This window comes from Roseivivax sediminis, assembly GCF_900112685.1.
GTDB lineage: Bacteria > Pseudomonadota > Alphaproteobacteria > Rhodobacterales > Rhodobacteraceae > Roseivivax > Roseivivax sediminis.
In genome coordinates this window covers 95,910-121,124 of record NZ_FOMS01000003.1, presented here as the reverse complement: position 1 = coordinate 121,124, position 25,215 = coordinate 95,910, and the positions used below count along the sequence as shown (strand labels likewise).

Genomic DNA, 25,215 nt, shown 5'->3' with positions numbered 1-25,215 from the left:
CGCACGCAACGATATTGCGCCCGCGAATGCAAGAGGCGGTGACGCTACCAGTTGTTGGTGATCATGCCCTCGAGCGCGTCTTTTTCCATAGACAGCTCGGACAGCCGCGCCTTGACGGTGTCGCCGATGGTTATGAGGCCGATCATCTTGCCGTCCTCGATCACCGGCATGTGGCGGAACCGCCCCTCGGTCATGCGGGCGAGCACCTCGTCGCCGGCGTCGAACCGCCCGCAGGTCTGAAGCTCGCGCGTCATGTAGACCTCCACGCCTTCGTCGAGGCAGGCGGCGCCCTTCTGCGCCAGACAGCGCACGATGTCGCGCTCCGACAGGATGCCGAGCGCGGTCTCGCCGTCTTCGGAGACGACCACGGTGCCGATCCGCCGCTCCGCCAGGATCTTGGCGGCGTCCTTCAGCGCGGTGCCCGGCGCCACCGTGACGACACCGTCGTCGGCCTTGCTCTTGAGGATGTGTTGAACCTGCATCGCGGCGGTCTCCCTTGCCATGGGCTGTCCGGAAAAGGTCCACTTGACGGGGCGTTGCTGTCAACACCTACCTTTGCGCAAGACGGCACGGCCGGCATTCCGTTGCGAGGCGCCTAGCGATGGCCGACCCATCCGCGATCGTCGGTGAACGCGCGGGCGGGCGAGAGGCTGACGGGTGCGTAGCCCCCGGGCAGGCTGTCCAGCGGAGCGAGCGGCCTGTCCGACGCGGCCAGCAGCACGTTGCCGCGGCCGCGGGCGCTCAGCGGCCCCTGCAGCGCGCGGACATGGCGGTAGAGACCGTCGAGGATGGCGTGCACGCCGCGCGCCAGCGGGCCGTCCGGCCGGTCGATCAGGTTTACGTAGACCGGGCCGTCCACGATCGCCCGAAGCCGTTCGTAGGTCTCGCGCGTGACGAGATGGGCGGGAACCGAGCCCGAGGAGAACGCGTCCATTACCGCCGCGTCGAAGCGGCGGCCGGTTTCCTCGATATAGACCCGCCCGTCAGCGTGGACGATGCCGAGACGCCCCTCCCCGGCCGTGGTGCCGCCACGCGCCTCGTAGCCGGCCCGTGCGATCATCTCGCTGGCGCGCGGCATGTGCCGGCGGACGACATCGGTGACGAGCGGGTCGATCTCCACGGCGACGGCCTGCGCCGCGGGGCGCGAGGCCAGGAGCCGCGTCGGCAGCGTGTAGCCGCCTCCGCCGACGAAGAGGACCTCGGGCGCCGGACCGAGGTCGCGGTCGAGCCGGTCCCAGAGCCAGGCCGTGTAGGACAGCGCGAGGCTGTCGCCGGCCGGCGACAGCTTCTCGGCCGCCTGTATGGTCCGGTCGGAATAGAGCCGGACCTCGCCGCCGCGCCGCTCCACGTGAAGGCAGGACAGGCCCGATTCGTACATGCAGGCCGGCCCGCCGGCGACGCCAGCGAAGACCACGAAGGCAGCGGCCGCGAGCACGACGCCGGATTGCGGCCCGCTGCCGCCGCCCGGCGGACCGCCTGCGACCAGCGGCACGCACAGCACGGCCACGATGCCGCATCCGGCAAAGGTCGCCGTGGAGCCGATCAGCGGCAGCGCGACGAAACCGGCGAGGATCGCGCCGACGATGGCGCCGAGCGATCCCGCCGCCAGCACCAGTCCGAGCGAGGAGCCCTCCCGGCCCGGGCGCGCCTCGATGGCCACGCGGGCGAGGTACGGGGACGGGATCGTCACGCAGACGGAGGCCGGGAAGAACGCGACCACGACGCTCAGCAGCATCCCCTCCGTGCCGCGCGCGCCCCAGCCGTGCAGCAGTCCGAGCAGCGTCGGAGACAGCGCCATCAGCACGGCCGTGGCCACAAGCGACATGCGGACAAGGCCGACGGCGGCGCGGCGGGGGCGTTCGGCCACGAACCCGCCCAGCGCGCTGCCCAGCGAAAAACCGGCGAGGATCGTCGCGATCACCGCCGTCCAGGTCAGAAGCGAGGTGCCGAAGAAGGGCGCGAGGACTCGGCCGGCGGCGATCTCGTAGGTCAGGCCGACCGCCGAGAGCACCGTGATCAGGCCGATCGTGATCCAGAACCGCATGTCGCCCTCCATCGTGGTTTTTCGGGGGGCGCGCGCCGCGCCGCCCCGCGCGTGATCGCCCATGTGGCGCGGCAAGGAAAGGCGCCACCGGCGCGCCCGTGCGCGGGGGCTCTGCCCCCACACCCCCGGAGTATTTGCCGGCCCAAAGAAGCAGGCGAGCGCAGTATGCCGGTCGAGGGTGCTCCGATCGCGGCGACCGGAGCGCGTTTTTCGCGCTTTCCCCCTGTTGCCGGCAATTCCGCCCGCCTATCCTCGCGTGCAGACTTCAAGGAGACGCCCATGCAGGACCTGACCCATTTCATCGACGGCACGCGCACGGCGGGCACGTCCGGCCGCTTTGCCGACGTCTTCAACCCCGCGACCGGCGAGGTGCAGGCCCGCACGCCGCTTGCCTCGTCGGCGGAGCTGGACGCGGCGGTGCGCATCGCCGCCGCGGCGCAGCCGGCCTGGGCGGCGACCAACCCGCAACGGCGGGCACGGGTGATGATGAAGTTCGTGCACCTGCTGAACGAGAACATGGACCGCCTGGCCGAGGCGATCAGCCGCGAGCACGGCAAGACCTTTCCCGACGCCAAGGGCGACGTGCAGCGCGGGCTCGAGGTGGTGGAATACTGCATCGGCGCGCCGGAGCTCTTGAAGGGCGAGTTCACCGATGCCGCGGGACCCGGAATCGATATGTATTCCATGCGCCAGCCGCTCGGCGTGTCCGCCGGCATCACGCCGTTCAACTTCCCCGCCATGATCCCGATGTGGATGTTCGCCCCGGCGCTGGCCTGCGGCAACGCCTTCATCCTCAAACCGTCGGAGCGCGATCCGTCCTGCCCGCTGCTTCTGGCCGAGCTGATGGAGGAGGCCGGGCTGCCGAAAGGCGTCCTGCAGGTGGTCAACGGCGACAAGGAGGCGGTGGACGCCATCCTCGACCATCCGGGCATCGCCTCGGTCGGCTTCGTCGGCTCCACCCCGATCGCGGAATACATCTACGGGCGGGGCTGCTCGAACGGCAAGCGGGTGCAGTGTTTTGGCGGCGCCAAGAACCACATGATCGTCATGCCGGATGCCGACATGGACCAGGCGGCGGACGCGCTGGTTGGCGCCGGCTACGGCGCCGCCGGGGAGCGTTGCATGGCCGTGTCGGTCGCCGTGCCGGTGGGCGATGAGACCGCCGACCGGCTGATCGACAAGCTGGTGCCGCGCATCGAGAAGCTGAAGGTCGGCCCCTACACAGCCGGCGAGGATGTCGATTACGGCCCGGTCGTCACCGCGGCGGCGAAGGAGAAGATCCTCGGCCTCGTCCAGAGCGGCATCGACCAGGGCGCGGAGCTCGTCGTCGACGGGCGCGAGTTCCAGCTGCAGGGCTACGAGAGCGGCTTCTTCGTCGGCCCGCACCTGTTCGACCGCGTGACGCCCGACATGGACATCTACCGGCAGGAGATCTTCGGCCCGGTGCTGTCGACCGTGCGCGCGGCCAGCTACGACGAGGCGCTCCGCCTGGCCATGGATCACGAGATGGGCAACGGCACCGCGATCTTCACCCGCGACGGGGATGCTGCGCGCGATTTCGCCAATCGCGTGAACGTGGGCATGGTGGGGATCAACGTGCCGATCCCGGTGCCGCTGGCCTATCACACCTTCGGCGGGTGGAAGAAATCCGGCTTCGGCGATCTGAACCAGCACGGTCCGGACAGCTTCAAGTTCTACACCCGCACCAAGACCGTGACCGCGCGCTGGCCCTCAGGGATCAAGGATGGCGGCGAGTTCAACTTCAAGGCCATGGACTGACTCCCCTCCGTCAGGAAGGGGCGGCGCCAAGGAGTTCGCCCCTTCCTATTCAGCCCGGCGGCACCATCCCTGCCCCGGGAATGGGAAGATGACCGTTGCGTGAAGATCGGAGCAAGGCCGTGGCCGTGCACCGATCATGTGCGATCTTTGGCGCGTTCAGGACTCGTCCCCACCGTCCGAACCGCCGCCGTCCGAGCCGTCCGAACCATCGCTTCCCGAACCGTCAGACCCGGCGTCAGTCTCAGAGTCCGAGTTTGCCCCGCCGGTGCCCTCGCCCGACGTCCCGTCGTCGGTCGCGCTGCCGTCGGCGCCGGCCTCCATGTCACCGACATCGGCGTCTGCCTCGGCCTGGGTGCCGTCGTCAGAGGTCTCGTCCGCCTCGGGCACGTCACCGACCGCCTCGTCCTCGGACAGGTCTTCATCGGTCGGCGCCGCTGCACCGTCCTCGAAGCTGTCCACCTCCGCCGTACCGGCGAAGCCGTCGTCCCCGGAGGCCGGCATCTCGGGCACGCCGTCGCCGTCCTTGTCGTCGAATATTTCTGCGGCGATCTCGGCCGTGGTGCGTTCCGGGTTGAGTTCGCAGGCGGTCACCAGCCCCTCGACGGTGCCCACAGCGACGTTGCCGGGAATGTCGGTGGTGGTGGCGATGCCCTCGGGCGTATCGACGATCTCCAGCGCGATCCGCCCCTGGGTGCGCTCGTCCATCAGCAGGTATTCCTCGCAGGTGACGCTGCCGGCGCTCTGGGCCACCGCGGCGGGGCCGAAGCCGGTCAGGGCACCGGCGCTGACAAGGGCGAGGATCGAGGTCTTGCGGGTCATGGATCTGGTCCTTTCGCTATGTCGTGTCTCCGGCACGGGCGCCGCGCCGGGATCGGGCTGAGAACCGCCGGAACGTGGCCATCGTTCCGCCGGCCCCGGCGGGCAGCCCCTCGCCCGGCGACAACCCGCCAGCGCCGCTCACGCCGTGTTACAGCCCGCCATCCGCGCCCGCCGCTTGCCACGGCTCGCCCGGCCTGAGACAAATTGCGCACAGCGCGACGTGGCGGAGGGAGGCCCCATGGATTTCAGCCTGAGCGACGAACAGGAGGCGATCTTCGACATGGCGCGGGATTTCGGCGCGGCCGAGATCGCCCCCCGCGCGCTGGCCTGGGAAAAGGAAGGCACGATCCCCCGCGCGCTCTGGCCGCGGCTGGCCGAACTGGGCTTCGGCGGGCTTTTCGTGTCCGAGGAGTCGGGCGGCGCAGGGCTCGGCCGGCTCGACGGCACGCTGGTCTTCGAGGCGCTGTCGATGGCCTGCCCGTCGGTTGCCGCCTTCCTGTCGATCCACAACATGTGCGCGGCGATGATCGACCGCTTCGGCAGCACGGAACTGCGAGATCGCGTGCTGCCTTCCGCCCTGACCATGCGCACGGTGCTGGCCTATTGCCTGACCGAACCGGGCTCGGGCTCCGACGCGGCGGCGCTGAGGACGCGGGCAGAGCGCACGACCCACGGCTGGCAACTGAGCGGCACGAAGGCGTTCATCTCCGGTGGCGGCTATTCCGACGCCTATATCGTGATGTGCCGCACAGGTGAGGACGGGCCGGCCGGCATTTCCGCGATGCTGGTGGAGGACGGGACCGAGGGGCTGAGCTTCGGCGGGCTGGAGGACAAGATGGGCTGGCGCGCGCAGCCCACCCGGCAGGTGCGGCTCGACGGCTGCGAGGTCCCGGCCGAGAACCTCCTGGGCGAAGAGGGCCAGGGTTTTCGCTATGCCATGGCCGGGCTCGACGGCGGGCGGCTGAACATCGCGGCCTGTTCTCTCGGGGCGGCGCAGGCGGCGCTCGACGCGACGCTGGGCTACATGCGCGAACGCCACGCGTTCGGACGGCCCATCGACCAGTTCCAGGCGTTGCAGTTCCGCCTTGCCGAGATGGAGATCGAGATCGAGGCCGCGCGCGTCTTCCTGCGCCAGGCGGCCTGGGCGCTCGACACCGGGGCGCACGACGCCACCAAGCGCTGCGCGATGGCCAAGGCCTTCGTGACCGAGGCGGGCAGCCGCGTCGCCGATGGGTGCCTGCAACTGCATGGCGGCTACGGCTATCTGTCAGATTACGGGATCGAGAAGATCGTGCGCGATCTGCGCGTGCACCAGATCCTGGAAGGCACAAACGAGATCATGCGCCTGATCGTGGCGCGCAAGATGCTGGAGGCGGCATGAGCCACCTGACCGTTCGCAAGGAGGGCCGCGCCGGACGGATCACCCTCACTCGGCCGAAGGCGCTGAACGCACTGAGCCACGACATGTGCCGGCAGGTCATGCAGGCGCTGATCGACTGGAACGCGGACGCCGAGATCGACCTCGTGATCCTCGATGCCGAAGGGGACAAGGCGTTCTGCGCCGGCGGCGACGTCAGCCGGGTCTATCAGGAGGCGAAGGCGGGCAACGGCGACGCGGTGCGGCTCTTCTGGCGCGACGAATACCGCATGAACGCGATGATCGCGGAATATCCCAAGGCGGTGTTCTCCTTCCTGCAGGGGTTCACCATGGGTGGCGGCGTCGGGCTGGGGTGCCACGGCTCGCACCGCGTGGTGGGCGAGACCGCGCAGGTCGCCATGCCGGAATGCGCGATCGGGCTCGTGCCCGATGTGGGCGGGTCGTACCTTCTTGCGCGGACGGAAGGGCATATCGGCGAGTACCTCGCGCTGACCGGCGCCCGGATGGGACCGGGCGACGCGATCAACGCGGGCTTTGCCGATCTCTACGTGCCCGAGGCGCGCTGGCCCGACCTCATCGCGCGACTGGAAGAGACCGGCCAGCCCGACGCGGTGACGGAGGTCGCGACGACTCCGCCCGAAGCCACCCTGCCCGGCAAGCGCGGCGATATCGACGCGCTCTTCGGCGGCGAGACGCTGCACGGCATCGTCAACCGGCTGCGCGGCGACGACAGCGATCTTGCCGCCGAGGCACTCAGGGCGATGGAGCGCAGTGCGCCCCTGTCGATGGGCGCGGCGCTCGACATCCTGCACCGGATGAAGCTCGGCTCCGCCGACATCCGCAAGGCGCTGGAGCTCGAATACCGCTTCACGCACCGGGCGCTGGAACATGGCGACTTCCTCGAAGGGGTCCGGGCGATGATCGTCGAGAAGGACCGCGCACCGCGCTGGCGGCACGAGATCGGCACTCTGTCGCAGACCGATGTGACCGCCATGCTGCAGCCGGTGCCCGAGGTCGCGCTCGACTTTCACGACTGGAAGGCGGCACCATGAAGATCGCGTTCATCGGGCTGGGCAACATGGGCGCGCCGATGGCGCGCAATCTCGCCGCCGCGGGACATGCGGTGACCGGCTTCGACACGGCAGCCGTTGCCGTCGAGGGCGTGACCATGGCCGGCAGCGCCGCCGACGCCGTCCGCGCGGCCGATGTCGCGATCACCATGCTGCCGAGCGGCGCAATCCTGCGCGCCGTCGCGGACGAAATCGTGCCCGCCATGCGCCGCGGCGCGGTCCATCTCGACTGCTCCACGGTCGACGTGGCCAGCGCCCGCGCGGTGGCCGAAACGGCGCAGGCCGCCGGGCTCTCTGCGCTCGACGCGCCGGTGTCGGGCGGCGTCGGCGGCGCCGAGGCCGGCACGCTCACCTTCATGGTCGGCGGCGACGAAGCCGGGTTCAAGACCGCGCTGGAGCTCTTCGAGATCATGGGGAAAAAGGCCGTTCATTGCGGCCCGTCCGGGAACGGTCAGGCGGCCAAGATCTGCAACAACATGATCCTCGGCGCGACGATGATCGTCACCTGCGAGGCCTTCGCGCTCGCCGACAAGCTGGGGCTCGACCGGCAGGCGATGTTCGACGTGGTCTCGACCTCCTCGGGGTCTTCGTGGTCGATGAACAGCTATTGCCCGGCGCCGGGCATCGGCCCGACCTCACCTGCGGACAATGACTACCGACCCGGGTTTTCTGCGGACCTGATGCTCAAGGACCTGCGCCTTGCCATGCAGGCCGCCGAAGAGGCGGATGCCGACACGCCCCTCGGCACCGCGGCGGCGGCGCTCTATGCCCGCTTCGTGGAGGAGGAGGACGGCGCGGGGCGCGACTTCTCGGCCATGCTGCCGAGGTTCGAGCGGCGCGGGCGCGGCTGACCGGTGCCCCTCAACGGCCGGTAATCCCCTCGAGCGGGGCGAGCGGCACCGGCTGCGTGACGCGTTGCGGACTGCGCTTTTCGTAGAACGCGTTGCCGCCGGCGGTCAGCACGTAGTGCATGTTGTTATAGCCCGCGTTGTATGTCGCGGCGTGGAAGAAGCGCGCGTTCTCCACCATCGGGTGACGCTCGCCGCGCAGGATCTCCGAGGCGACCGCCCGGGCGAGCAGCTCGGACTCGCCGCGCATCCGCCGCGACATGACACCGGGCGCGAACTGCCCGCGCTGGCCCACCACGGCGCAGACGGTGTCGGGGAACTCGGGCGACTGGACGCGGTTCATCACCACCGTGCCGACGGCCGTCATGCCGTCGTGGCTGGACCTGACCGACTCGAAGTACATCGCCCGTGCCATGCAATCGACCTCGCTCGCGCGCAGCGGCAGACGCATCCGCTCGCTCTGCCCCCCGCCGCCACAGGCCGCAAGCAGGGAGAGACAGGCGATCAGGGCGGCGCAGCGCATCCGGGTCGTGGATCGGGGCATCGGGCGGTCGGCTCCTGTGGCTATCGGCTCGGGCCGCACGATAGCGCCGAGCCGCCCCCGGCCGCAACGCTTCGATCGTGCTGGTCTTGCCATCCTCCGCAACGCTTGCGGGCCGCGCCCGATGAGACGAGTTCGGCTCGGGCCGGAACATCATGCATGTCAATGCAGATGCGCAGGCCGGATACGGGCCAGCGCGGGCGGCAAGAATCGTCCCGATCCGGCCCGCTCCCCACATCGGCGGGGTTCGGCCATCGCGCGGGGTTCAGCCGCCGTCCCCACGCCGGCTCAGGCGCCGGATCACCGCCAGCGTGGCCGGCGGACCGAGGATCTCGAACACCACGGTCGATGCGATCGTCAGGGTCATGATCGGCACGGCCCACTCCGGAAACGTCTCGGCCGCGACAAGCGCCATGCCGACGGCCACCCCTGCCTGCGGCAACAGCGCCGGCCCGTAACAATGCCGCTCGGCCCCATGCAGGCCGCCGAGCCGGGCGCCGATTTCCCCGCTCAGCACACGCGCGGCAATGCGCAGGCCGATATAGGCCGCCGTGATCCAGCCCAGCGCCCAGAGCGCATCGACCTCCAGCGACGCGCCGGCGAGCAAGAAGAACAGCAGCATGAACGGCAGCTCGATCCGCTCGATCTCGTTGAAGGCGACGTCGTGATGGCGGGCGAAGTTGGCGATGATCGCACCCGCCGTCATGCCCGCCACAAGGTAAGACACCTCGAGCCAGAGCGCGAGCCCCGCGGTCAGGAACACGATGCCGAACGCCTCCAGTTGCAGTGGCTCACCCGGCTTGAGCCGCCCGCTGAGATGGGCCGACGGCGCGCCGATCACGAGGCCGAGCGCCACCGCGCCGAGGATGTCGCGGCCGGCGACCATGAAAGGCGTCGCCCAGTCGCCCGAGGGATGCGCAAGCGCGAGGCAGACGCTGAAGACGATCAGTCCCCAGACGTCGTCGATCGCCACGATTCCGCCGATCGTCTCGGTAAAGCCGGTGCGGCGCCCCGATTGACGGATCACGTCGGCGATCGCCGCGGGGTCGGTCGCGGTCGCGGTCGCCCCGAGAAGCAGCGCCAGCCGGGGATCGACCCCGAGCGCCGACAGTCCGGCCCAGACGATCAGCGTGGTTCCGGCCACGACGGCGAGCGAGATCGCGAGGATCGCACGGCCGTGCCGGGCCATGTTGTCGCGCGTGAGGTCCGCGCCAAGCAGAAATGCGACCATGGTCAACGCCACGACGGAGATCAGTTCGAACCATCCGTTCGCCTCTGCCGGCAGCAGGCCGAACCCGGATTGCCCGACAGCCAGCCCGAAGAGCAGAAGCAGCGTCACTCGCGGCAGCCGCGTGACCACCCCGATCTGGTGCGCGGCCAGGCCACCGGCGAACAGCACGCCGAGCGTCACCAGCAGATCGGCCTGATCCATTCCCGGTCGCGTCCTCTAACCGGCTCGCCTGCCGCCTAGCGGAGCAGGTCCAGCGCGTCCATGTCGATGCCGAGCGGTCCGGCGAGATCGGCGATGGAATCGTGCAGCAGCTCCAGCGCGTAGGCCGGATTGTGCGCGTAGGCGCCGGGATCGGAGGTCACCAGCTTCCAGTTGAAGACCGTGCGCAGGCTGCGCGGCGTCCAGGCGCCATAGGCGACCGGAGCGCCGTCCGCCATGTCCACCGCGCCGTCGCCGTTGGCATCGGTGAAGAAATACGGATAGCGGGTGCCGTCGTGGATCATCGGCACGCCCGCGACCTCGTCGGCATAGGCGCGGATCATGTCGAGCAGCCGGTTGGCATTGGCCTCGATGTCGGAGCGGATGCCGACGGAAGTGTCGCCGCTGCCGTCGTAGCTCTGGCGGGAGATGCGGATGTCCTGCGGGCTGTCGGCCTGGTGGCAGGTGAGGCAGGGCTCGAACTCCACCTCGAGCGTGTGCGGCTCGTGGCACGAATTGCAACTCTCCACCGGGCGGGCATGGAAGAACCGCCCCGAATAGTCGCGGCCCTCGTAGTGGTAGCCCGAGGCACCGTAACCGCCGAGCCAGGTGGCCGCGGCCGTCGCGTAGTGCGGATTGATGAAGCGCAGCGACGGGTCCGGCTCGTCCAGCGCAAGGTCCGCGACGGCCTCCTCGACGTCGCCGCCGGCCGCGCGGCCCTGGTGGCAGGTCAGGCACGAGGCTTCCACGCCCTGCACCGGATGGGCGACGCCGCTGGGCAGCGTCACCTCGGAGATCTGCGCCAGCCCGGCATTGTGGCAGGTACCGCAATCGACGACGCCGCCGACGTCGATCGGGCCGTCGACGACGCCCGCCTCGCTGCCGTCGAGCCCGTGGAAATCGCGGAAGCCCTCGCCCGAATGGCAGGTCGCGCAGCTGGATTCGATCTCTCCCTCCTCGTCCCAGTGCCGGAACGCCTCCGCGGCCGCGTTGGCATGGGCCGAACGGAACCAGTCGGCGATCGCCTGGTCGTTCTCGATCTCGATGTCGGCCGGTTCGAACGGCCCGGACTGGGGCAGCGCGAACGGCACGACCGAAGCGTCGTCCTCGGTCTCGGCGGTCTCGGGTACGCTCTGGCCGAACGCCCCGCTCCCCAGCAGAAGCGCCAGGACACCCGCGCCGACAAGGAGCGGTCTTGGCAAGGCATTGTGCGGCAACGGCATGATCTGTCGTCTCCCTCTGCAGAGCTGCGGCGATTTTGGGGGCATCCTAACGGCGAAGGCCCGCCCCGGAATTGATCCAGATCATTCTGCGGGTGCAAAGCCGATGATACCCTTCCGCCCGGCAGGGTCCGGAGACAGCGGGCCGCCGGAAAGATCGGGGGCAGGATGAGATTTCCCTGGAGCGGTGCGGGCCTGAATCCGGTTTTCGCATCGCCACCGGAAGAGGCGGGCGTGAGCGAAGTCCGGACCGACGAGGCAGCCATCTGCCCGCCCGTGGGCCAATCGCTTCATGTCACGCCGCTCTTGCAGGAAGGCGACAGCGTCGCGCGCGGCGCCGCCGTGGCGTGTCTGCGCCACCACCCCGAGGTCCGTTTCGCCGCGCCGGTGGCCGGTCGTGTGGCGCGCATCTCGCTGCTGCCGGGCCGCAAGTTGTCCGAGATCGTCCTCTACAGCGACCCCGGCGACGCGGCGGAGCGCCACGATACGTCCGCGACGAACAATGATGCCGGCTTGCGCCGCCTCATGCAGGCGGCGGGCTTCTGGCCGCGCCTGCGTCGCCGGCCCTTCGGCGGCATGCCCGCGCCAGAGGAGGTGCCATTCGCCGTCGTGGTGATGGCCACCGACACCCGGCCCGGCGCACCCGACCCGCGCGCTGCGATCGAGGGACAGGAAGACGCCTTCGCGCACGGGCTGGAGGCCCTGGCACATCTCAGTCAGGGGCCGGTGATCGTTTGCGCGCCCTCAGACGCCGCCGAAGGCTGGCACCTGTTGTCGGACCAGCGGGCGCGCGTCGTCCCACGCGGGCCGCGTCATCCGCAGGGCGCCGCCGGGATTTGCGTGCATCGGCTTTGCCCGGCGGGCCTCGACGCGCCGGTCTGGGACCTGCATGCCGAGGATGTCGCCGCACTCGGCGCGCTGCTGGCCACCGGCGTCTTGCCGATGACCCGGCTCGTCCGGATCGGCGGCGCGGCGCTCCGCACGGCGCGCACGGTGCGCACCCATCCCGGCGCCGACCTGCGCGAGCTGACCCAGCGCCTCGTCGTGCCCGGCCCGCACGAGCTGATCTCGGGCTCCGCACTCGACGGGCGGCCGGCACGGTGGCTCGCGCCGCGGCACCGACAGATCACCGTTCTGCCGACATCCCGCGACGTCCGGCCGACGCACTGGCTGACCGCCGCGCTGCGCCGTCCCGGGTTGGGGACGCCGGCGATCCCGACGGCCGCGCTGAACCAGGCTTTCGGCGCCGCGCTGCCGGCCGCGCCGTTCGTGCGCGCTCTCGGCGCCGGCGACGACGAGAGCGCGATGCGCCTCGGTCTCCTGTCGCTGCTGGAGGAGGACGTGGCCCTCGCCGATTACGTGCTGGGCGAAGGCGGTCGCCTGTCCGCGCAGCTCGGCGCCATGCTGGATCGCATCAGGACGGAGTTCGCGGCATGACGCGGGGGATGTGGACGCGCGAGACCGTCGCGCTGATGCTGCTTGCGGCCTACCTGCCGCTGGCGCTGTTCTGGGCCTGGCATGGCGGGGCGGAGGCGCTCGGCAGATTTGCCCTCGCCGCGGTGATCGTCGCGGTGTGGCATGTCGTGTTCCTGCTGGCGCGCGCGCAGGCGCCGTCGCTGTCGGGCATGATCGTGGCGCTGGCCGTCGCGATGCTGGCGCCGGAGGATCTCGGCGTGATCCGCCTCGCCCTCGGCCTCAGCTTCGGCGTCGTGTTGGGAGAACTGGTGTTCGGCGGCTGGGGCCGCAACGTCGTGCATCCCGCGACCGTGACATTGTCGTTTCTCGGCTTCGGGTTCCCAGCCTTCGCCTGGCCCGGCTTCGACGCCCCCGTCGCCTGGGCGGCGATCCCCGCGGCCCTGATCGGCATCGCAACGGGGACCATGCCGGCCGCGGTCCTCGCCGGGGCCGCCGGCCTGGGCGCCGCCGCCCTTCTTCTCGGCGCGGTGCCGCAGGCGGTGCTGTTCGCCGCGTGCATCGTCCTCGTCCTTCTGGTCGCCGACCCGGTCGCCAGCGCGGCGACGACCCCGGGCCGCTGGGTCAATGGCGCGCTCTATGCCGCGCTCGTCATTCTCTTCGCGCGGGGCTGGGCCGGTGCCGCCCCCGCGCAGATCGCCGTCAGCGCCGCGCTGCTGACCTCGCTCGTCGCGCCGCTTCTGGACGAAGCGGCGCTCGCGCTCTGGACCGCACGCAGAAAGGGACGCCATGGCCGCACGTGACTGGAACCCCCTGCGCCGCGTTCTGGCCCTGCCCAACGAAAGCCGCACCAAGACGGTCATGGTGGCCTTCCTGGTCTCGGCGCTGTGCGCGGCGCTGGTCAGCGGCGCGACCGTGGTGCTGCGGCCGATCCAGACCGCGAACCGCGCCGCCGAGGAGCAGGCCCGGATCGCCGCTCTGGTGGACGACATTCCCGGCATGGCCGACCTCCTGCAGGAGTCCGGCGGCACACTCTCGACCGTGGTCGTGAACCTCGAGAACGGCCGCGCGGCGCAGGACGTGACGCCCGCGAACCTCGAGGCCACGCTCGCCGATCCCGGCAACTGGACGACGCTCGGCGCCGGGCAGGACATCGCGGGCCTCGGCCGGCGTCCCGATTATGCCCAGATCTACCTGCTGCGGGACGGGGACAGCGTGTCGCTCGTGCTGCTGCCGCTCAGCGGCCAGGGCTATGGCGGCCGGATCGACGCGATCCTCGCCTTGCGCGAGGACATGAACACGATCGCCGGCGTCGCCATCACCGGCCATTCCGAAACCCCCGGCCTCGGCGGCCGGATCGAGGAGCGTGCCTGGCAGGCGGCCTTTCCGGGAACCGAGCTGCGCGACGACAGCGGAGAGACGCGCTTTCGCGTGGCGCAGGGCCCTGCCTCGGGGATGCACGAGGTCGACGGCATCACCGGCGCGACCCGCACGGGGCGCGCAGTGACGCAGATGGTCCGCTTCTGGCTCGGGCCGGAGGGCTACGGCCCCCTGCTGGACGCCATCGCGCGTGGGGAGTTCTGAGCCATGACCGCCGCGCGCGCCACCTGGAGCACGCTCACCGACCCGCTGGTCCGGCAGAACCCGGTGACGCTGCAGATCCTCGGCATCTGCTCGGCGCTCGCGGTGACGACGACGCTGGCAACCGCGGTGACGATGTCGGTGGCGCTGACAATCGTGCTGACGCTCTCGGCGGGTCTTGTCAGCGCGATCCGCAGGCATATCCCGGGCACCATCCGCCTGATCGTCCAGATCGTCATCGTCGCCTCGCTGGTCATCGTCATAGACCAGGTCCTGCAGGCGTATTTCGCCGAGATCAGCCGTGCGCTGTCGGTCTATGTCGGGCTGATCACCACCAACTGCCTCGTCCTCGGGCGGACGGAGGCCTTCGCCCGCCACAATCCCCCGTTCCCCGCGATGATCGACGCCTTCGGAAACGGGCTTGGCTATTCGCTGGTGCTGGTCACGATCGGCGGCCTGCGCGAGCTCTTCGGCAAGGGCGAACTGTTCGGCCGGACCATCCTGCCGCTGGCCGATGCCGGCGGCTGGTTCACACCGCTGAGCCTGATGCTGCTGGCGCCCTCGGCCTTCTTCCTGCTGGGCCTTCTGGTCTGGGCAGTGCGCACGATCCTGCCCGAACAATCCGAGGCGCGCGAGCACACGCCGCCCCCGAGCACGGAGCCGGCAGAATGACCGGACTGTGGGAACTCTTCCTGACCGCGGCCTTCGTCGACAACATGCCGCTGACACTCTTCCTGGGGCTGTGCACGTTCCTTGCGCTGTCGCGCCGGCCCGAGGCGGCGCTTGGCCTCGGCGTGGCGATGACCGGCGTGCTGGGGGTGACCGTGCCGCTCAACCACCTCGTCTACAGCTACCTCCTGGCGCCCGGCGCCTGGGCCTGGGCGGGCCTGCCGGAGATCGACCTGTCCTATCTGTCGCTGATCGCCTTCATCGGGGTGATCGCGGCCTCGGTTCAATTGCTCGAAATGCTGCTCGACCGCTTCGTGCCGTCGATCCACGCGGCCTTCGGGGTGTTCCTGCCGCTCCTGACGGTGCAATGCGCGATCCTCGCCGGGTCGCTCTTCATGGTGGAGCGCAGCTACACGCTCGCGCAATCGGCGGTGTTCGGGCTCGGCAGCGGTCTCGGCTTCGCGGTCGCGGTGGCGATGCTGGGGGCGATCCGCACCCGGCTGGCCTATGCCGACCTGCCGCCCGGGCTGCGGGGGCTCGGCATCGCCTTTGTGCTGACCGGGCTGATGTCGCTGGGCTTTGCGGCCTTCTCGCAGATGGCGGCGGCGCAATGACCGAGGTGGTGCTGGGAATCGCGATCATCGTCGCGCTCGTCGTCGGGATGAGCGTCGGGCTGCTTGCGCTGCGGCGGCGCCTGGTGCCCGATACCGGGCTCGACGTCACCGTCAACGACGGGCTGCACCTCGTCGCGCGGCGCGGCGACGGTCTTCTGTCGGTGCTGCACGGCGCCGGGGTCGCGATCCCGGCGGCCTGCGGCGGATCGGGCACCTGCGGGCTCTGCCGCGTGACCGTCACCGGGGAGGGTGCGGGCGAGCCGCAGGCGACCGAACGCGGAGTTCTGTCCCCGCGCGAGCGCCGCGCCCATGTCAGGCTTGCCTGCCAGACGCGGCTGCGCGGCGATTGCGCCGTGGAGGTGCCGGACGACATCCTCAGCGCCGGCGGCGGAGTTCTCGGCACCGTCTCCTCCACCCGGATGCTGGCGCCGCTTATCCGCGAGATCGTCGTCGAGCTGCCGCCCGAGCAGCCGACGGAATTCCGGGCCGGCGATTTCATGCAGATCACGGCGCCGCCCTACGCGCTCGATTTCGCCACGCTCGACTTCGACCCGGCCTTCTCGGAGGCCTGGGAGATCGCGGGATGGCGCCGGATGCGACTCGCCTCCGTGGCCGAGGTCACGCGCGCCTATTCGCTCGCCTCGCGGCCCGAGGATTCCGGGCACGCGGTGTTCAACATCCGGCTCGCCGTGCCGCCGGCGGGGCGCGAGCACGAGTTGCCGCCGGGCCTCGTGTCATCCTGGCTGTTCTCGCTCCGCGCCGGCGACCGGATTGCGCTGTCGGGGCCGTTCGGCGAGTTCCATGCGCAGCCCACCGGACGCGAGATGGTCTTCGTGGGCGGCGGCGTCGGCATGGCGCCGCTGCGCGCGATGATCCACCAGGAGCTGGCGCAAGGCACCTCGCGGCGGATCCGCTATTTCTTCGGTGCCCGCTCCGCCGCCGACCTGTTCTATTCGGACGAGTTCACCGCCCTCGCCGGGCGGCACGACAGTTTCGACTGGACGCCCGCCCTGTCCGATCCCGCGCCGGGGGACCGCTGGGGCGGTGCGACCGGTTTCGTGCACGAGATCCTCTTTGCCGAGATGCGCGCGCATCCCGCGCCCGAGGAATGCGAATACTACCTGTGCGGGCCGCCCGCGATGATCTCGGCGGTGCTCGCCACGCTCGACCGGCTCGGCGTCGAGCCCGAGGCGATTTTCTACGACGATTTCGGAGCATGAGGAGCCTGAGATGACGACACCCGGCAAGGACTGGTCCCGACGCGCCGCGCTCGGCCTGATCGGCGGCACGCTGCTTCTGCCCGCCGCGGCGATCGGTGGCGGCGCGGCCCGGACGCTCTCGGGGCGGGCCTTCGGCACCGATTGGCGGATCACCGCGCCGCCGGGCGTGGGCATCGCGCAATTCGCCCCGGCGCTGGATGCGCTGTTCGCCGGAATCGACGCGCAGCTCTCGCCCTGGCGGACGGACAGCGCCGTAAGCCGCTTCAACGCCGCGCCGGCGGGGGCCGCCACCGCCGATCCGGCGCTGACCGAGGTGACCGCCGCCGCCCTCGACATCGCGCGGCGCAGCGGGGGCGCCTTCGAACCCACTATCGGACCACTCGTCGCGCGCTGGGGGTTCGGCCCGATCGCGCGGGGCGGCGCGCCGGACTGGCGTGCGCTGTCGGTGGGCCCGCACGGCGTGACCAAGTCGCGCGGCGATCTCACGCTCGATCCCTGCGGCATCGCGAAAGGCTGGGCGCTCGACCGGGCGGCAGAGCTACTGCGCGAGGCCGGCATGACCGACCTGCTGTTCGATCTCGGCGGGGAGTTCGTGGCGGTCGGCCAGCACCCCGAAGCGCGCGACTGGCGCGTCGCGGTCGAGGCGCCGATCCCCGGCCTGCCGGCGCCCGCGGCGCTGCGCCTGCCCACGGGGACGGCCGTTGCCACCTCCGGCACAATCGCGCAGAGCTACGTGCTCGGGCAGCGACGCTACGGCCACATCATAGACCCCGGAACCCGCGCCCCCGCGACCGGCGCCTTGCGCTCCGTGACGGTGGTCGCCACAGACGCCATGACGGCAGACGGCTGGGCCACCGCGCTCTTCGCCGCGGGCGACACGGCCGGGCCGGACATCGCCCGCACCCACGATATCGACGCGCTGTTCCTGTTCGAGGACGATGGACGACTACGCGAAATGCGCAGCGGTGCCATCTCCGCGCTGATCCTCTGACCGAAGGAGCAGAGCCATGGAAATCCTCATTGCCGTCCTGCTCGTGACGCTCGCGGCGGCGGGCATCGGGCTCGGCCTGATGCTCGGGCGCGGCCCCGTCCGGACGAGCTGCGCCGCCGCCGAGGGGCTCGCGATCGCCCGCTGCGCCGATTGCCCGCTGCAGCATCGCACCCGCCCGGAGAGCGACCGATGAGCGCCTACCGTGTGCGCGGCATCATGCGCACCGATGCGCCGGGCCTCGTCCCCGACATGCCAATCCGCCGCGCCGCCGCGCTCCTGACCGAGGCGCGCGCGGCGGTGGCGCCGGTGCTGTCTGACGATGGCCGGCTGATCGGCCTGCTCAGCCAGAAGGACTGCTTCGCGCCGGCCCTGCACGCCAGCTACCACCGGGAATGGACGGGACGCGTTGCCGACCGGATGGCGACGGATGTCGTGGCGGTCGATGCCGCGGACGAGATCATCCGCGCGGCGGAGATGTTCCTGAGCCACCCTCACCGGATCTTTCCGGTGCTTGACGACGGACGCTACGCGGGGCTTCTGGACCGCTCGGACGTCCTTGCGCTGCTCCTCAGGATCGGCTGACCGCCGGTGCGGCATCCGAAATCCGGGCGGCTCACTTTCTCCATCACGATCGAAGCGCGGGGCGGCGCCGCGCGGTCGACCGAATCCTGCCATCCCATCGGGCGGGCCTGTGCCCCGTTCGCTGGGCGCGTCGATCTACCGAGATTCTCCGGCGGCGTCACCCAGGCTCCCCGACAGCCGATCTTCTGGCGACGAACGATGTCTGCGCCACGAGAGGCCGGCCCGCCGTATTCTCTTCGCCTACGCCGAGCGTTTCCGTGTGACCGGCAGCGTCGCGTATTCCGCGTTGTTCGATCGAATTTCGAGGTGCATTCCGGAGCTTGCAGGCGATACATGCTATAGAAGCAGTTAATGTGCCGGACCCTCGAAGGGAGTCGTGTCCATTGAAAATCAGGGAACTCGAGGCGTTTGATGCGTACATGAAGCTCGGGACGATGAAGGCCGCATCCGAGGAACTCGGCATCAGTCAGCCGATGATTTCACGCCTTCTCAGCAAGCTCGAGATCCGAGTCAAATTCGCGCTTTTCGACAAGAAGCGAAACCAGCTCAAACCGACTCCCGAGGCCCATCTGTACCACCAGTCGGTGGCGCGGCTCATCTCGCAGGTGCGGGAAAACGAGCAGGACGCCGCGGCGATCGCGAACAACCAGCTTGGAAACGTGATCATAGCCGCGCAGCCGACATTCGTGGACACGCTGCTGCTGGATGCGCTTCGCAGCTTCAACGTCAAGCATCCCGGCATAGGCATAAAGGTCCTGGACGTGGGGATGCGCGAGCTGCTCAGAACCATCGACAAGAACTACTGCGATGTGGCGCTCGGCATTACGCTCGAAAGCGGCAATTACAGCGCCAAGGTTCGACCGCTGGGGCGCTGCGAGGCCCGCTGCATCATGCACGAGGATCACCCGCTGGCGCGGGAGGAGCTGATTTCTGCCGAAATGCTGCGGGGGCAGGATTTCATCGACCTTATGCCCGAAAGCCCGCTGCGCAAGCGGGTGGACGAACTGGTCCAGACCGAAAGCGCCGACCGCCGGACCGTGGCCGAGATGGGCACCATGCGCGGCGTCTGCGCGCTGGTTGATCGCGGGATGGGTGTTGCCGTCGTCGATCCCTTCGCCGAGCTTCTGCTGCGCGGCACCTCTGTGGTCTCCAAGCGGCTCACCCCGCTGATCGAGTGGGAAGTGGTCTTCCTCACGCCCGACAATGTGCCGACCAGCCGCGTGGCCGAAGCCCTCTTCTCCGAGATCGAGGCAGAGGTCGACCGCCTGAAAGGCATGGGCATCCTCAAGAAGGACCGAGCCTCACCCGGCCTGTAGCTCCGCTTCGGACTCCGTCATCTCGCCCGCCGCGATCGCCTTCCAGTGCCAGCAGCGAACCTTGTGGCCGTCCGTTGCCGCCTCGAGCGTCGGCGCCTCGGCACGGCACTTCCCGGTCGCGTATGGGCAGCGTTCGGCAAACCGGCAGCCCGTAGGAACGTCGAACAGCGAGGGCACGCGGCCCCGGATCGTGTAGAGGTCTTCGGCAGGGTCGCTCTCGATGGTCGGCATCGCCTGCATCAGGCCGCGCGTGTAGGGATGAAGGGGCGCGTCGAAGAGGCTTTCGACCGTGCTGTCCTCGATCACCTGGCCAAGATACATGACCGCGACGCGGTCGCAGATCTCGGCCACCACGCCGATGTCGTGGGTGATGAACACGACGGCCATGTCCAGCTCGGCCTTCATCTGCATGATCAGGTCGAGGATCTGGGCCTGCGTGGTCACGTCGAGCGCCGTGGTCGGCTCGTCCGCGATCAGGAGCCTCGGGCGGCAGACCAGGGCCATCGCGATCATGATGCGCTGGCGCATCCCGCCCGACAGCTCGTGCGGATATTCGGACAGCCGCTTCTCGGGCGACGGGATGCCGGTGGCCTTGACCATCTCCAGCGCGGTCCTGGCGGCCTCCTGCCGGCTTTGCCGGCCATGGGCCTGGAGCGCCTCGATGATCTGGTCGCCCACCGTGTAGAGCGGGTTCAGCGAACTGGTCGTGTCCTGGAAGATCATCGAGATGTCGTTGCCGCGGATCCGGGCCAGCCGCGCCTCGTCGAGGGCAAGAAGGTTCTCGCCATCGAACAGGATCTCGCCCTCGAAATCGGTGATCTCGGGGTTGAGCAGCTGCATGATCGCCTCGGACGTCACGCTCTTGCCGCAGCCGCTTTCGCCGACGACGCCAAGGACCTCGTTGCGCCCGACGTGAAAGGACACATCGTCGACCGCGGTGACCCGCCCCTTCTCGGTGTGGAAGTGCGTTCTCAGGTTGCGGATGTCGATGATCGGGGATGCGGACATGCCGGGCTCCTTCCGGTTCGGTTAGCGCTTGGACACGGCCTTGTTCGTGTGCGGATCAAGAAAATCGCGCAGGCCGTCGCCCAGGATATTCTGGCCGAGCACGACCCCGATGATCATCGCGCCCGGAAAGACCGTCATCCACCAGGCCGAGGTGATAACGTTCTTGCCGTCGTAGAGGATGTTCCCGAGGCTCGGATGCGGCGCCGGGATGCCCACGCCGAGAAAGCTCAGCATCGCCTCGGTGATGATCGCGACCGCGAAGACGAAGCTTGCCTGCACGATGAGCGACGAGACCGTGTTGGGAAAGATGTGCCGCCAGATGATCCGGGTCCGGCTCGAGCCGAGGGCGCGCAGCGACTCGATATAGGGCTGTTCCTTGACCACCAGCGCGTTCGACCGCACCACCCGCGCGATGAGCGGCGTATAGACCACCACCAGCGTCAGGATCACGTTCCGCGTCGTCGGGCCGAAGACGGCGATCACCGAGATGGCCAGCAGGATCGCCGGGAAAGCCATCAGGCCGTCGGTGATGCGCATCAGAACATGGTCGAGCAGCTTGAAATACGCCGAATAAAGCCCGATCGCCACCCCGATCAACGACGACAGCAGCGCGACGCTGAACCCGATGAGAAGTGAGGCCCGTGTGCCGTGCAGCACGCGTACATAGATGTCGCGGCCGAAATTGTCGGTCCCCATCCAGTGCTCGGCCGAGGGCGGCTGAAGCCGGTCGATCGGGTTGATGTCGAGCGGGCCGTGCGGGGTCAGCAAGGGGCCGAGGAACGCCAGAAGGCAGATCACGACGGTCAGGCCCAGCCCGCAGACCGCCAGCCTGTTGGCCATGAAGCGCCGAAGTGTGAGGGCCCGTTGCTCGTTCTTCAGGCGGGTCTTGGCGGCGCGAAGGTCATGATCGGGTCGGGAGGTGTCGGTCATTGGTCCAGCCTCACTCGGGGATCGACCACCCCGTAGATCAGGTCGATGAAGAGATTGATCAGCACATAGCCGAAGGCGACGAGCAGCACCGTTCCCTGGATCACCGGGAAGTCCCGCCTCTCGACGGAATTGACGATGAGTTGCCCCAGGCCGGGAATGTTGAAGACGAACTCCACCACCACCGCCCCGGCGATCAGGGTGGTGAAGGTCTGGCCGATGATTTCGAGGATCGGGATAAAGGCGTTTCGCAGCGTGTGCTTGATCACGACGGTCGCGCGCGACAGGCCCTTGGCACGGGCGGTCTTGACGTAGGCGTTGTTCATCACTTCCAGCATCGCCGCGCGCGTGATCCGGGTGATGAGCGCGGCCTGGATGAAACCGAGCGAGATTGCCGGCAGCAGCAGGTACTCCAGATGCGTGCCCAGCCCTTCGGACAGCGGCGCATACCCCGCCACCGGCAGCCAGTTCAGGAAGACGGCGAAGAAGAGGATCAGCAGAAGCCCCATGAGGAAGCTCGGGACCGAGATCCCCACAAGCGCGAAGCTCATCAGCGCGCCGTCCATCCACTTGCCCCGGTAGAGCGCCGCGAAGACTCCCATTGGCACGGCGACGAGTATCCCGATGATCTGCGCGAAGATCGCCAGCGACAGGGTCGGACGGAAATAATCGAGGAAGACCGAGGTGACGGGCGTGCCGCTGTAGATCGACGTCCCCAGATCGCCCGTCAGCGCATTGCCGAGCCACGATGCGAATTGCTGTGGCACCGGACGGTTGAGGCCCAGCTCGTCCCGCAACTGCCGGATATCGTCGGCCGAGGCGTCCGGCCCGAGGATGACGCTGGCGGGATCGCCGGGCGACAGGTGAACCAGGGCGAACACCACCACCGCCACGACCCCCAGAACGGGGACAAGGGACAGGATCCGCTTTACGACGTATTGTATCATGGGTCCTCCGCGGGACGGCCGGCCGCGACGGGCGCATCGGCCGCCCGCGGCATCGTACCGGTGATGAAGTCCGTCGCCGCCTCTGCGGCGATTTCGGTCGAACTGCGATGTGTCAGGAAATGCCCCTCGCCCGGAATCCATCGCAGCGTCACGTCCCCGCCAGCCGCGGTCACCGCCTCGGCCATCGCCGCGGATTCCGAGGTCGGTACGCGCGTGTCCTGGTCCCCGTGCAGGATGAGCAGCGGGCAACGGATGTCGCCGACGCGGCGCACTGGCGCGATGGCGTCGAAGAAGTCGGCCATCTTCTCCGCGTCGCCGTACTCCTGCGCGCGCAAGGCGCGGCGCCGGGCGGGCGCGGTGCGCAGGAAGGTTCCGAGATGCGACATTCCGGCGATATCGACGGCGCACGACCAGAGTTCCGGATGATGCGTGATCGCCAACAGCGTCATGAACCCGCCGTAGCTGTGCCCCATGATCCCGATGGAGCCGCTCGCCCGGCCGAACCGATCGCGCAAATGCGCATGCAGGGCCACGACGTCGCCCAGCGCATCCATGCGCCGGGGCCCGTCGTCGAGCCCCACGAATGCGCGACCGTACCCTTCGCTGCCCCGGATGTTCGGGGCGACCACGGCGATTCCGCGCTCCACCAGCCGCTCGAGGATCGGGGCATGCTCGCGGCGGTACTGATCCTCCGGCCCGCCGTGCAGGTAGACAACGATCTGCCCGCCTTCGGGCTGCCCGAGAATGACGTATTCGATCTCGCATCCGTCGAATGATGCGAAGCGCCCGACTCTGTCGCGCCTGTCATCGGCAACCACGCCTTTCGGTCGAGCTTCCGCGCCGTGAAGCCGCGCCACGGGCGGATCGAACGGGGTCGAAGTGATCGCGATCAGGTCATCTCCCGGGCCGAAGCACATCGAGTGAACGTGCCCCGGTGCGGAGGTCAAGGCGACCGCATTGTCCGGATCGTCGAGAGGGATCGTGAGCATCTCCTCGGCGCAGTCGCGGACCAGCGTCAGCGCGATTCGCCCGGTATCGGGCTGCAGGCAAAGATGCCGGACGTCCCGGCCGGAGGACTTGAACACCAGCTGCACTGTCCCCGTGTCGAGGTTCATCCGGTGCAGCCCGATCCACTCCCCGCCCAGATCGCCCGCGAAAAGGATGTCGGCCTCTGAAAGGGCAAGCACCGGTCCGATGCGCCCGCATCCTGCATCGAGCGGCACCAGGCTGCGCGCCCGGACATCGAAGAGGCAGAATCGTCGGTCGATGTTGGTGATCTCTTCCAGCATCAGCACGCGGTCTTGCGACAACGCGATCGCCCGGGTGAGCGGCCGCTCGACCTCGAGAAGCTGCCGGACCTCGCCGGTGGTGGTGTCGAACTGCAAGATGCGGTGCAGGGTTTCGGTCGCGGTGTTCGCCACGACGATCCCCTGCCCCGCGAAGAGCCGGCCCGCGAAGTGGTGGTCCGCGCCGGCATCCTCCAGACATGCGCGCACCGATCCGTCGCGGCCCAGCAGGTAGAGCTGGCCGCGCTCGGTGCAGGCCGGATCCGAGGCGAAGACGAGCCGCACCTCCGGATCCTCCACGAGCCAGAAACGCGTGACGTCGAAGCCGGGGCCGGTGAGCGCCCACCGGCTCGCGGTTTCGGGATCGAACTCCCAGAGGGCCGTCCGGTCGTCGACGTTCGTGAGGTAGAGGACCGTGCCGCGTCCTGCATCCCACGCGAGATCGCCCAGGCGCGCGTGCCGCGACCGATTGGGGCCGAGCAGATCCAGCGTGCAATGGTTCAGGCAAGCCAGCGTCATGCCCGACCCTCGTAGAGGTGGCAGGCCACCTTGTGGGTGTCGCTGATCGTGCGGGATGCCGGCACGGTCGTGCGGCAGATCTCGGTCGCGTGCGGGCAGCGCGTGTGGAAGCAGCATCCGCTCGGCGGAGAGAGCGGCGACGGCACCTCGCCGGTGAGCTTGATCCGCTCCTTCTTCGTGCGCGGGTTGGTCTTGGGCAGCGCCGAAATGAGCGCCTGCGTGTAAGGATGCTTGGGCGACTCGAACAGCTCCTCGGCAGTCGCGACCTCCACGAGATTGCCGAGGTACATGACGCCGATCCGGTCCGAGATGTACTTCACCACCCCGAGATCGTGCGAGATGAAGAGGTAGGACAGGTCGAACTCGCGGCGGATCCGCTTCATCAGGTTCAGCACCTGCGCCTGGATCGACACATCGAGCGCCGAGACGGTCTCGTCGCAGATGACCACCTTGGGGCTTAGCGACAAGGCGCGGGCAAGGCCGATCCGCTGCCGCTGGCCGCCCGAGAACTCGTGCGGGAACCGGAAATAGTGCTCGCTCGACAGGCCGACGGTCTCCAGAAGCTCGATCACCCGGTCGGTGCGCGTCCTGCGCGTGCCGATGCCGTGAATCTTCATCGCTTCCTCGAGGATGTCGCCCACGCGCATCTTGGGATTGAGCGAGGAATACGGATCCTGGAACACCATCTGCAATTCGCGCCGGAAACGAGCGAACTCGGACGGCGATTTCTCGAAAATGTTCTCGCCGCGATAGAAGCAGGCCCCGTCGGTCGGCTCGACCAGCCGCAGCAACGTGCGGCCCAGCGTGCTCTTGCCGCAGCCGCTTTCGCCGACGAGGCCGAACGTCTCCCCCTCCGCGATCTCGAACGAGACGCCGTTCACCGCCTTCACGTACGCGGTCGGTTTGAAGAAGCCCCGGCGCACCGGGAAATGCTGTCTGACCTCGACCGCGCGCAACAGGGGCTCCGGCGCGGAGGCGCGCGGCGTGTCAGGTGATGTGGCGTGGGACATGGGG

At 69.2% G+C, this 25,215-nt stretch carries 25 protein-coding genes; 14 read left to right on the top strand and 11 right to left on the bottom strand.

The window, feature by feature from the left end; all coding sequences use genetic code 11:
* Positions 1-44 precede the first annotated feature (44 nt).
* Together F3H57_RS06180 and F3H57_RS06175 are read right to left on the bottom strand one after the other, a co-directional pair.
* Entirely contained in the window at positions 45-482 is a 438-nt protein-coding gene (locus F3H57_RS06180) for a CBS domain-containing protein (RefSeq protein ID WP_149755239.1), read from the bottom strand.
* A 113-nt stretch (positions 483-595) separates the two neighbouring features.
* Entirely contained in the window at positions 596-2,044 is a 1,449-nt protein-coding gene (locus F3H57_RS06175; protein ID WP_188129615.1) for a fused MFS/spermidine synthase, read from the bottom strand.
* A 279-nt stretch (positions 2,045-2,323) separates the two neighbouring features.
* On the opposite strand from F3H57_RS06175, the gene F3H57_RS06170 reads away from it, so the two are divergent.
* Positions 2,324-3,823, top strand: coding sequence for a CoA-acylating methylmalonate-semialdehyde dehydrogenase (locus F3H57_RS06170; protein WP_149755024.1), 1,500 nt, complete (start codon positions 2,324-2,326; stop codon positions 3,821-3,823).
* Positions 3,824-3,979: 156 nt separating this feature from the next.
* On the opposite strand, the gene F3H57_RS06165 is transcribed toward F3H57_RS06170, so the two are convergent.
* On the bottom strand, positions 3,980-4,642 hold the full coding sequence (locus F3H57_RS06165) for a hypothetical protein (protein ID WP_149755023.1): 663 nt from the start codon (positions 4,640-4,642) through the stop codon (positions 3,980-3,982).
* A gap of 238 nt (positions 4,643-4,880) precedes the next feature.
* On the opposite strand from F3H57_RS06165, the gene F3H57_RS06160 reads away from it, so the two are divergent.
* The 3 genes from F3H57_RS06160 to mmsB are packed head-to-tail and all read left to right on the top strand — an operon-like array spanning position 4,881 to position 7,941.
* Complete coding sequence (locus F3H57_RS06160; RefSeq protein ID WP_149755022.1) at positions 4,881-6,023, top strand: acyl-CoA dehydrogenase family protein; 1,143 nt, start codon at positions 4,881-4,883, stop codon at positions 6,021-6,023.
* Complete coding sequence (locus F3H57_RS06155) at positions 6,020-7,072, top strand: enoyl-CoA hydratase/isomerase family protein (RefSeq protein WP_149755021.1); 1,053 nt, start codon at positions 6,020-6,022, stop codon at positions 7,070-7,072. The genes F3H57_RS06160 and F3H57_RS06155 overlap by 4 nt, the downstream gene beginning before the upstream one ends.
* On the top strand, positions 7,069-7,941 hold the full coding sequence (mmsB, locus tag F3H57_RS06150; protein ID WP_149755020.1) for a 3-hydroxyisobutyrate dehydrogenase: 873 nt from the start codon (positions 7,069-7,071) through the stop codon (positions 7,939-7,941). Before F3H57_RS06155 ends, mmsB begins: the two co-directional genes overlap by 4 nt.
* Before the next feature lie 10 nt (positions 7,942-7,951).
* On the opposite strand, the gene F3H57_RS06145 is transcribed toward mmsB, so the two are convergent.
* The 3 genes from F3H57_RS06145 to F3H57_RS06135 form a co-directional block, all read right to left on the bottom strand.
* Positions 7,952-8,482 (bottom strand): cell wall hydrolase, encoded by a 531-nt coding sequence (locus F3H57_RS06145; RefSeq protein WP_149755019.1) that lies wholly within the window; start codon positions 8,480-8,482, stop codon positions 7,952-7,954.
* A 262-nt stretch (positions 8,483-8,744) separates the two neighbouring features.
* Positions 8,745-9,911 carry a cation:proton antiporter gene (locus F3H57_RS06140; protein ID WP_149755018.1) on the bottom strand — a complete coding sequence of 389 codons (1,167 nt, stop codon included), beginning with the start codon at positions 9,909-9,911 and terminating at the stop codon, positions 8,745-8,747.
* A 35-nt stretch (positions 9,912-9,946) separates the two neighbouring features.
* Positions 9,947-11,131, bottom strand: coding sequence for a cytochrome c3 family protein (locus tag F3H57_RS06135; protein ID WP_149755017.1), 1,185 nt, complete (start codon positions 11,129-11,131; stop codon positions 9,947-9,949).
* Positions 11,132-11,296: 165 nt separating this feature from the next.
* Between F3H57_RS06135 and F3H57_RS06130 the strand changes: the two genes are divergently transcribed.
* The 10 genes from F3H57_RS06130 (at position 11,297) to F3H57_RS06090 (ending at position 19,514) form a co-directional block, all read left to right on the top strand.
* Entirely contained in the window at positions 11,297-12,565 is a 1,269-nt protein-coding gene (locus F3H57_RS06130; protein WP_149755016.1) for a Na(+)-translocating NADH-quinone reductase subunit A, read from the top strand.
* Positions 12,562-13,344: an RnfABCDGE type electron transport complex subunit D gene (locus tag F3H57_RS06125; protein WP_149755015.1), complete on the top strand. Its 783-nt coding sequence runs from the start codon at positions 12,562-12,564 to the stop codon at positions 13,342-13,344. The genes F3H57_RS06130 and F3H57_RS06125 overlap by 4 nt, the downstream gene beginning before the upstream one ends.
* A complete protein-coding gene (locus F3H57_RS06120) occupies positions 13,331-14,125 on the top strand; it encodes an FMN-binding protein (protein WP_149755014.1) in 795 nt (264 codons plus the stop codon). Before F3H57_RS06125 ends, F3H57_RS06120 begins: the two co-directional genes overlap by 14 nt.
* A gap of 3 nt (positions 14,126-14,128) precedes the next feature.
* Positions 14,129-14,794 (top strand): NADH:ubiquinone reductase (Na(+)-transporting) subunit D, encoded by a 666-nt coding sequence (locus tag F3H57_RS06115; protein ID WP_149755013.1) that lies wholly within the window; start codon positions 14,129-14,131, stop codon positions 14,792-14,794.
* The gene (gene nqrE / locus F3H57_RS06110) at positions 14,791-15,405 is read left to right on the top strand and encodes an NADH:ubiquinone reductase (Na(+)-transporting) subunit E (RefSeq protein ID WP_149755012.1); all 615 of its coding nucleotides are present in this window, start codon (positions 14,791-14,793) and stop codon (positions 15,403-15,405) included. Before F3H57_RS06115 ends, nqrE begins: the two co-directional genes overlap by 4 nt.
* Positions 15,402-16,625: an NADH:ubiquinone reductase (Na(+)-transporting) subunit F gene (gene nqrF / locus F3H57_RS06105; protein WP_149755011.1), complete on the top strand. Its 1,224-nt coding sequence runs from the start codon at positions 15,402-15,404 to the stop codon at positions 16,623-16,625. The genes nqrE and nqrF overlap by 4 nt, the downstream gene beginning before the upstream one ends.
* 10 nt (positions 16,626-16,635) lie before the next feature.
* Complete coding sequence (locus F3H57_RS06100; protein WP_149755010.1) at positions 16,636-17,616, top strand: FAD:protein FMN transferase; 981 nt, start codon at positions 16,636-16,638, stop codon at positions 17,614-17,616.
* Between the two features lie 16 nt (positions 17,617-17,632).
* Entirely contained in the window at positions 17,633-17,809 is a 177-nt protein-coding gene (locus tag F3H57_RS22100) for a hypothetical protein (protein WP_188129614.1), read from the top strand.
* Entirely contained in the window at positions 17,806-18,198 is a 393-nt protein-coding gene (locus F3H57_RS06095) for a CBS domain-containing protein (protein WP_149755009.1), read from the top strand. The genes F3H57_RS22100 and F3H57_RS06095 overlap by 4 nt, the downstream gene beginning before the upstream one ends.
* Before the next feature lie 383 nt (positions 18,199-18,581).
* Entirely contained in the window at positions 18,582-19,514 is a 933-nt protein-coding gene (locus tag F3H57_RS06090) for a LysR family transcriptional regulator (RefSeq protein ID WP_149755008.1), read from the top strand.
* Here the strand turns inward: F3H57_RS06090 and F3H57_RS06085 are convergent.
* The 5 genes from F3H57_RS06085 to F3H57_RS06065 are packed head-to-tail and all read right to left on the bottom strand — an operon-like array spanning position 19,500 to position 25,211.
* Positions 19,500-20,522, bottom strand: a complete 1,023-nt coding sequence (locus F3H57_RS06085; protein WP_149755007.1) for an ABC transporter ATP-binding protein — start codon at positions 20,520-20,522, stop codon at positions 19,500-19,502. The genes F3H57_RS06090 and F3H57_RS06085 overlap by 15 nt on opposite strands.
* Before the next feature lie 21 nt (positions 20,523-20,543).
* Positions 20,544-21,452, bottom strand: a complete 909-nt coding sequence (locus F3H57_RS06080) for an ABC transporter permease (RefSeq protein WP_149755006.1) — start codon at positions 21,450-21,452, stop codon at positions 20,544-20,546.
* Positions 21,449-22,396, bottom strand: a complete 948-nt coding sequence (locus F3H57_RS06075) for an ABC transporter permease (protein WP_149755005.1) — start codon at positions 22,394-22,396, stop codon at positions 21,449-21,451. Before F3H57_RS06075 ends, F3H57_RS06080 begins: the two co-directional genes overlap by 4 nt.
* Entirely contained in the window at positions 22,393-24,201 is a 1,809-nt protein-coding gene (locus F3H57_RS06070; protein WP_149755004.1) for an alpha/beta fold hydrolase, read from the bottom strand. The genes F3H57_RS06075 and F3H57_RS06070 overlap by 4 nt, the downstream gene beginning before the upstream one ends.
* Complete coding sequence (locus F3H57_RS06065; RefSeq protein WP_149755003.1) at positions 24,198-25,211, bottom strand: ABC transporter ATP-binding protein; 1,014 nt, start codon at positions 25,209-25,211, stop codon at positions 24,198-24,200. The genes F3H57_RS06070 and F3H57_RS06065 overlap by 4 nt, the downstream gene beginning before the upstream one ends.
* Positions 25,212-25,215: the final 4 nt, after the last annotated feature.

Bases quoted from the DNA above. Each gene is read 5' to 3' on its own strand.
- F3H57_RS06180 (WP_149755239.1), bottom strand. From the start codon at position 482: ATGCAGGTTCAACACATCCTCAAGAGCAAGGCCGACGACGGTGTCGTC.
- F3H57_RS06175 (WP_188129615.1), bottom strand. From the start codon at position 2,044: ATGCGGTTCTGGATCACGATCGGCCTGATCACGGTGCTCTCGGCGGTC.
- F3H57_RS06170 (WP_149755024.1), top strand. From the start codon at position 2,324: ATGCAGGACCTGACCCATTTCATCGACGGCACGCGCACGGCGGGCACG.
- F3H57_RS06165 (WP_149755023.1), bottom strand. From the start codon at position 4,642: ATGACCCGCAAGACCTCGATCCTCGCCCTTGTCAGCGCCGGTGCCCTG.
- F3H57_RS06160 (WP_149755022.1), top strand. From the start codon at position 4,881: ATGGATTTCAGCCTGAGCGACGAACAGGAGGCGATCTTCGACATGGCG.
- F3H57_RS06155 (WP_149755021.1), top strand. From the start codon at position 6,020: ATGAGCCACCTGACCGTTCGCAAGGAGGGCCGCGCCGGACGGATCACC.
- mmsB (WP_149755020.1), top strand. From the start codon at position 7,069: ATGAAGATCGCGTTCATCGGGCTGGGCAACATGGGCGCGCCGATGGCG.
- F3H57_RS06145 (WP_149755019.1), bottom strand. From the start codon at position 8,482: ATGCCCCGATCCACGACCCGGATGCGCTGCGCCGCCCTGATCGCCTGT.
- F3H57_RS06140 (WP_149755018.1), bottom strand. From the start codon at position 9,911: ATGGATCAGGCCGATCTGCTGGTGACGCTCGGCGTGCTGTTCGCCGGT.
- F3H57_RS06135 (WP_149755017.1), bottom strand. From the start codon at position 11,131: ATGCCGTTGCCGCACAATGCCTTGCCAAGACCGCTCCTTGTCGGCGCG.
- F3H57_RS06130 (WP_149755016.1), top strand. From the start codon at position 11,297: ATGAGATTTCCCTGGAGCGGTGCGGGCCTGAATCCGGTTTTCGCATCG.
- F3H57_RS06125 (WP_149755015.1), top strand. From the start codon at position 12,562: ATGACGCGGGGGATGTGGACGCGCGAGACCGTCGCGCTGATGCTGCTT.
- F3H57_RS06120 (WP_149755014.1), top strand. From the start codon at position 13,331: ATGGCCGCACGTGACTGGAACCCCCTGCGCCGCGTTCTGGCCCTGCCC.
- F3H57_RS06115 (WP_149755013.1), top strand. From the start codon at position 14,129: ATGACCGCCGCGCGCGCCACCTGGAGCACGCTCACCGACCCGCTGGTC.
- nqrE (WP_149755012.1), top strand. From the start codon at position 14,791: ATGACCGGACTGTGGGAACTCTTCCTGACCGCGGCCTTCGTCGACAAC.
- nqrF (WP_149755011.1), top strand. From the start codon at position 15,402: ATGACCGAGGTGGTGCTGGGAATCGCGATCATCGTCGCGCTCGTCGTC.
- F3H57_RS06100 (WP_149755010.1), top strand. From the start codon at position 16,636: ATGACGACACCCGGCAAGGACTGGTCCCGACGCGCCGCGCTCGGCCTG.
- F3H57_RS22100 (WP_188129614.1), top strand. From the start codon at position 17,633: ATGGAAATCCTCATTGCCGTCCTGCTCGTGACGCTCGCGGCGGCGGGC.
- F3H57_RS06095 (WP_149755009.1), top strand. From the start codon at position 17,806: ATGAGCGCCTACCGTGTGCGCGGCATCATGCGCACCGATGCGCCGGGC.
- F3H57_RS06085 (WP_149755007.1), bottom strand. From the start codon at position 20,522: ATGTCCGCATCCCCGATCATCGACATCCGCAACCTGAGAACGCACTTC.
- F3H57_RS06080 (WP_149755006.1), bottom strand. From the start codon at position 21,452: ATGACCGACACCTCCCGACCCGATCATGACCTTCGCGCCGCCAAGACC.
- F3H57_RS06075 (WP_149755005.1), bottom strand. From the start codon at position 22,396: ATGATACAATACGTCGTAAAGCGGATCCTGTCCCTTGTCCCCGTTCTG.
- F3H57_RS06070 (WP_149755004.1), bottom strand. From the start codon at position 24,201: ATGACGCTGGCTTGCCTGAACCATTGCACGCTGGATCTGCTCGGCCCC.
- F3H57_RS06065 (WP_149755003.1), bottom strand. From the start codon at position 25,211: ATGTCCCACGCCACATCACCTGACACGCCGCGCGCCTCCGCGCCGGAG.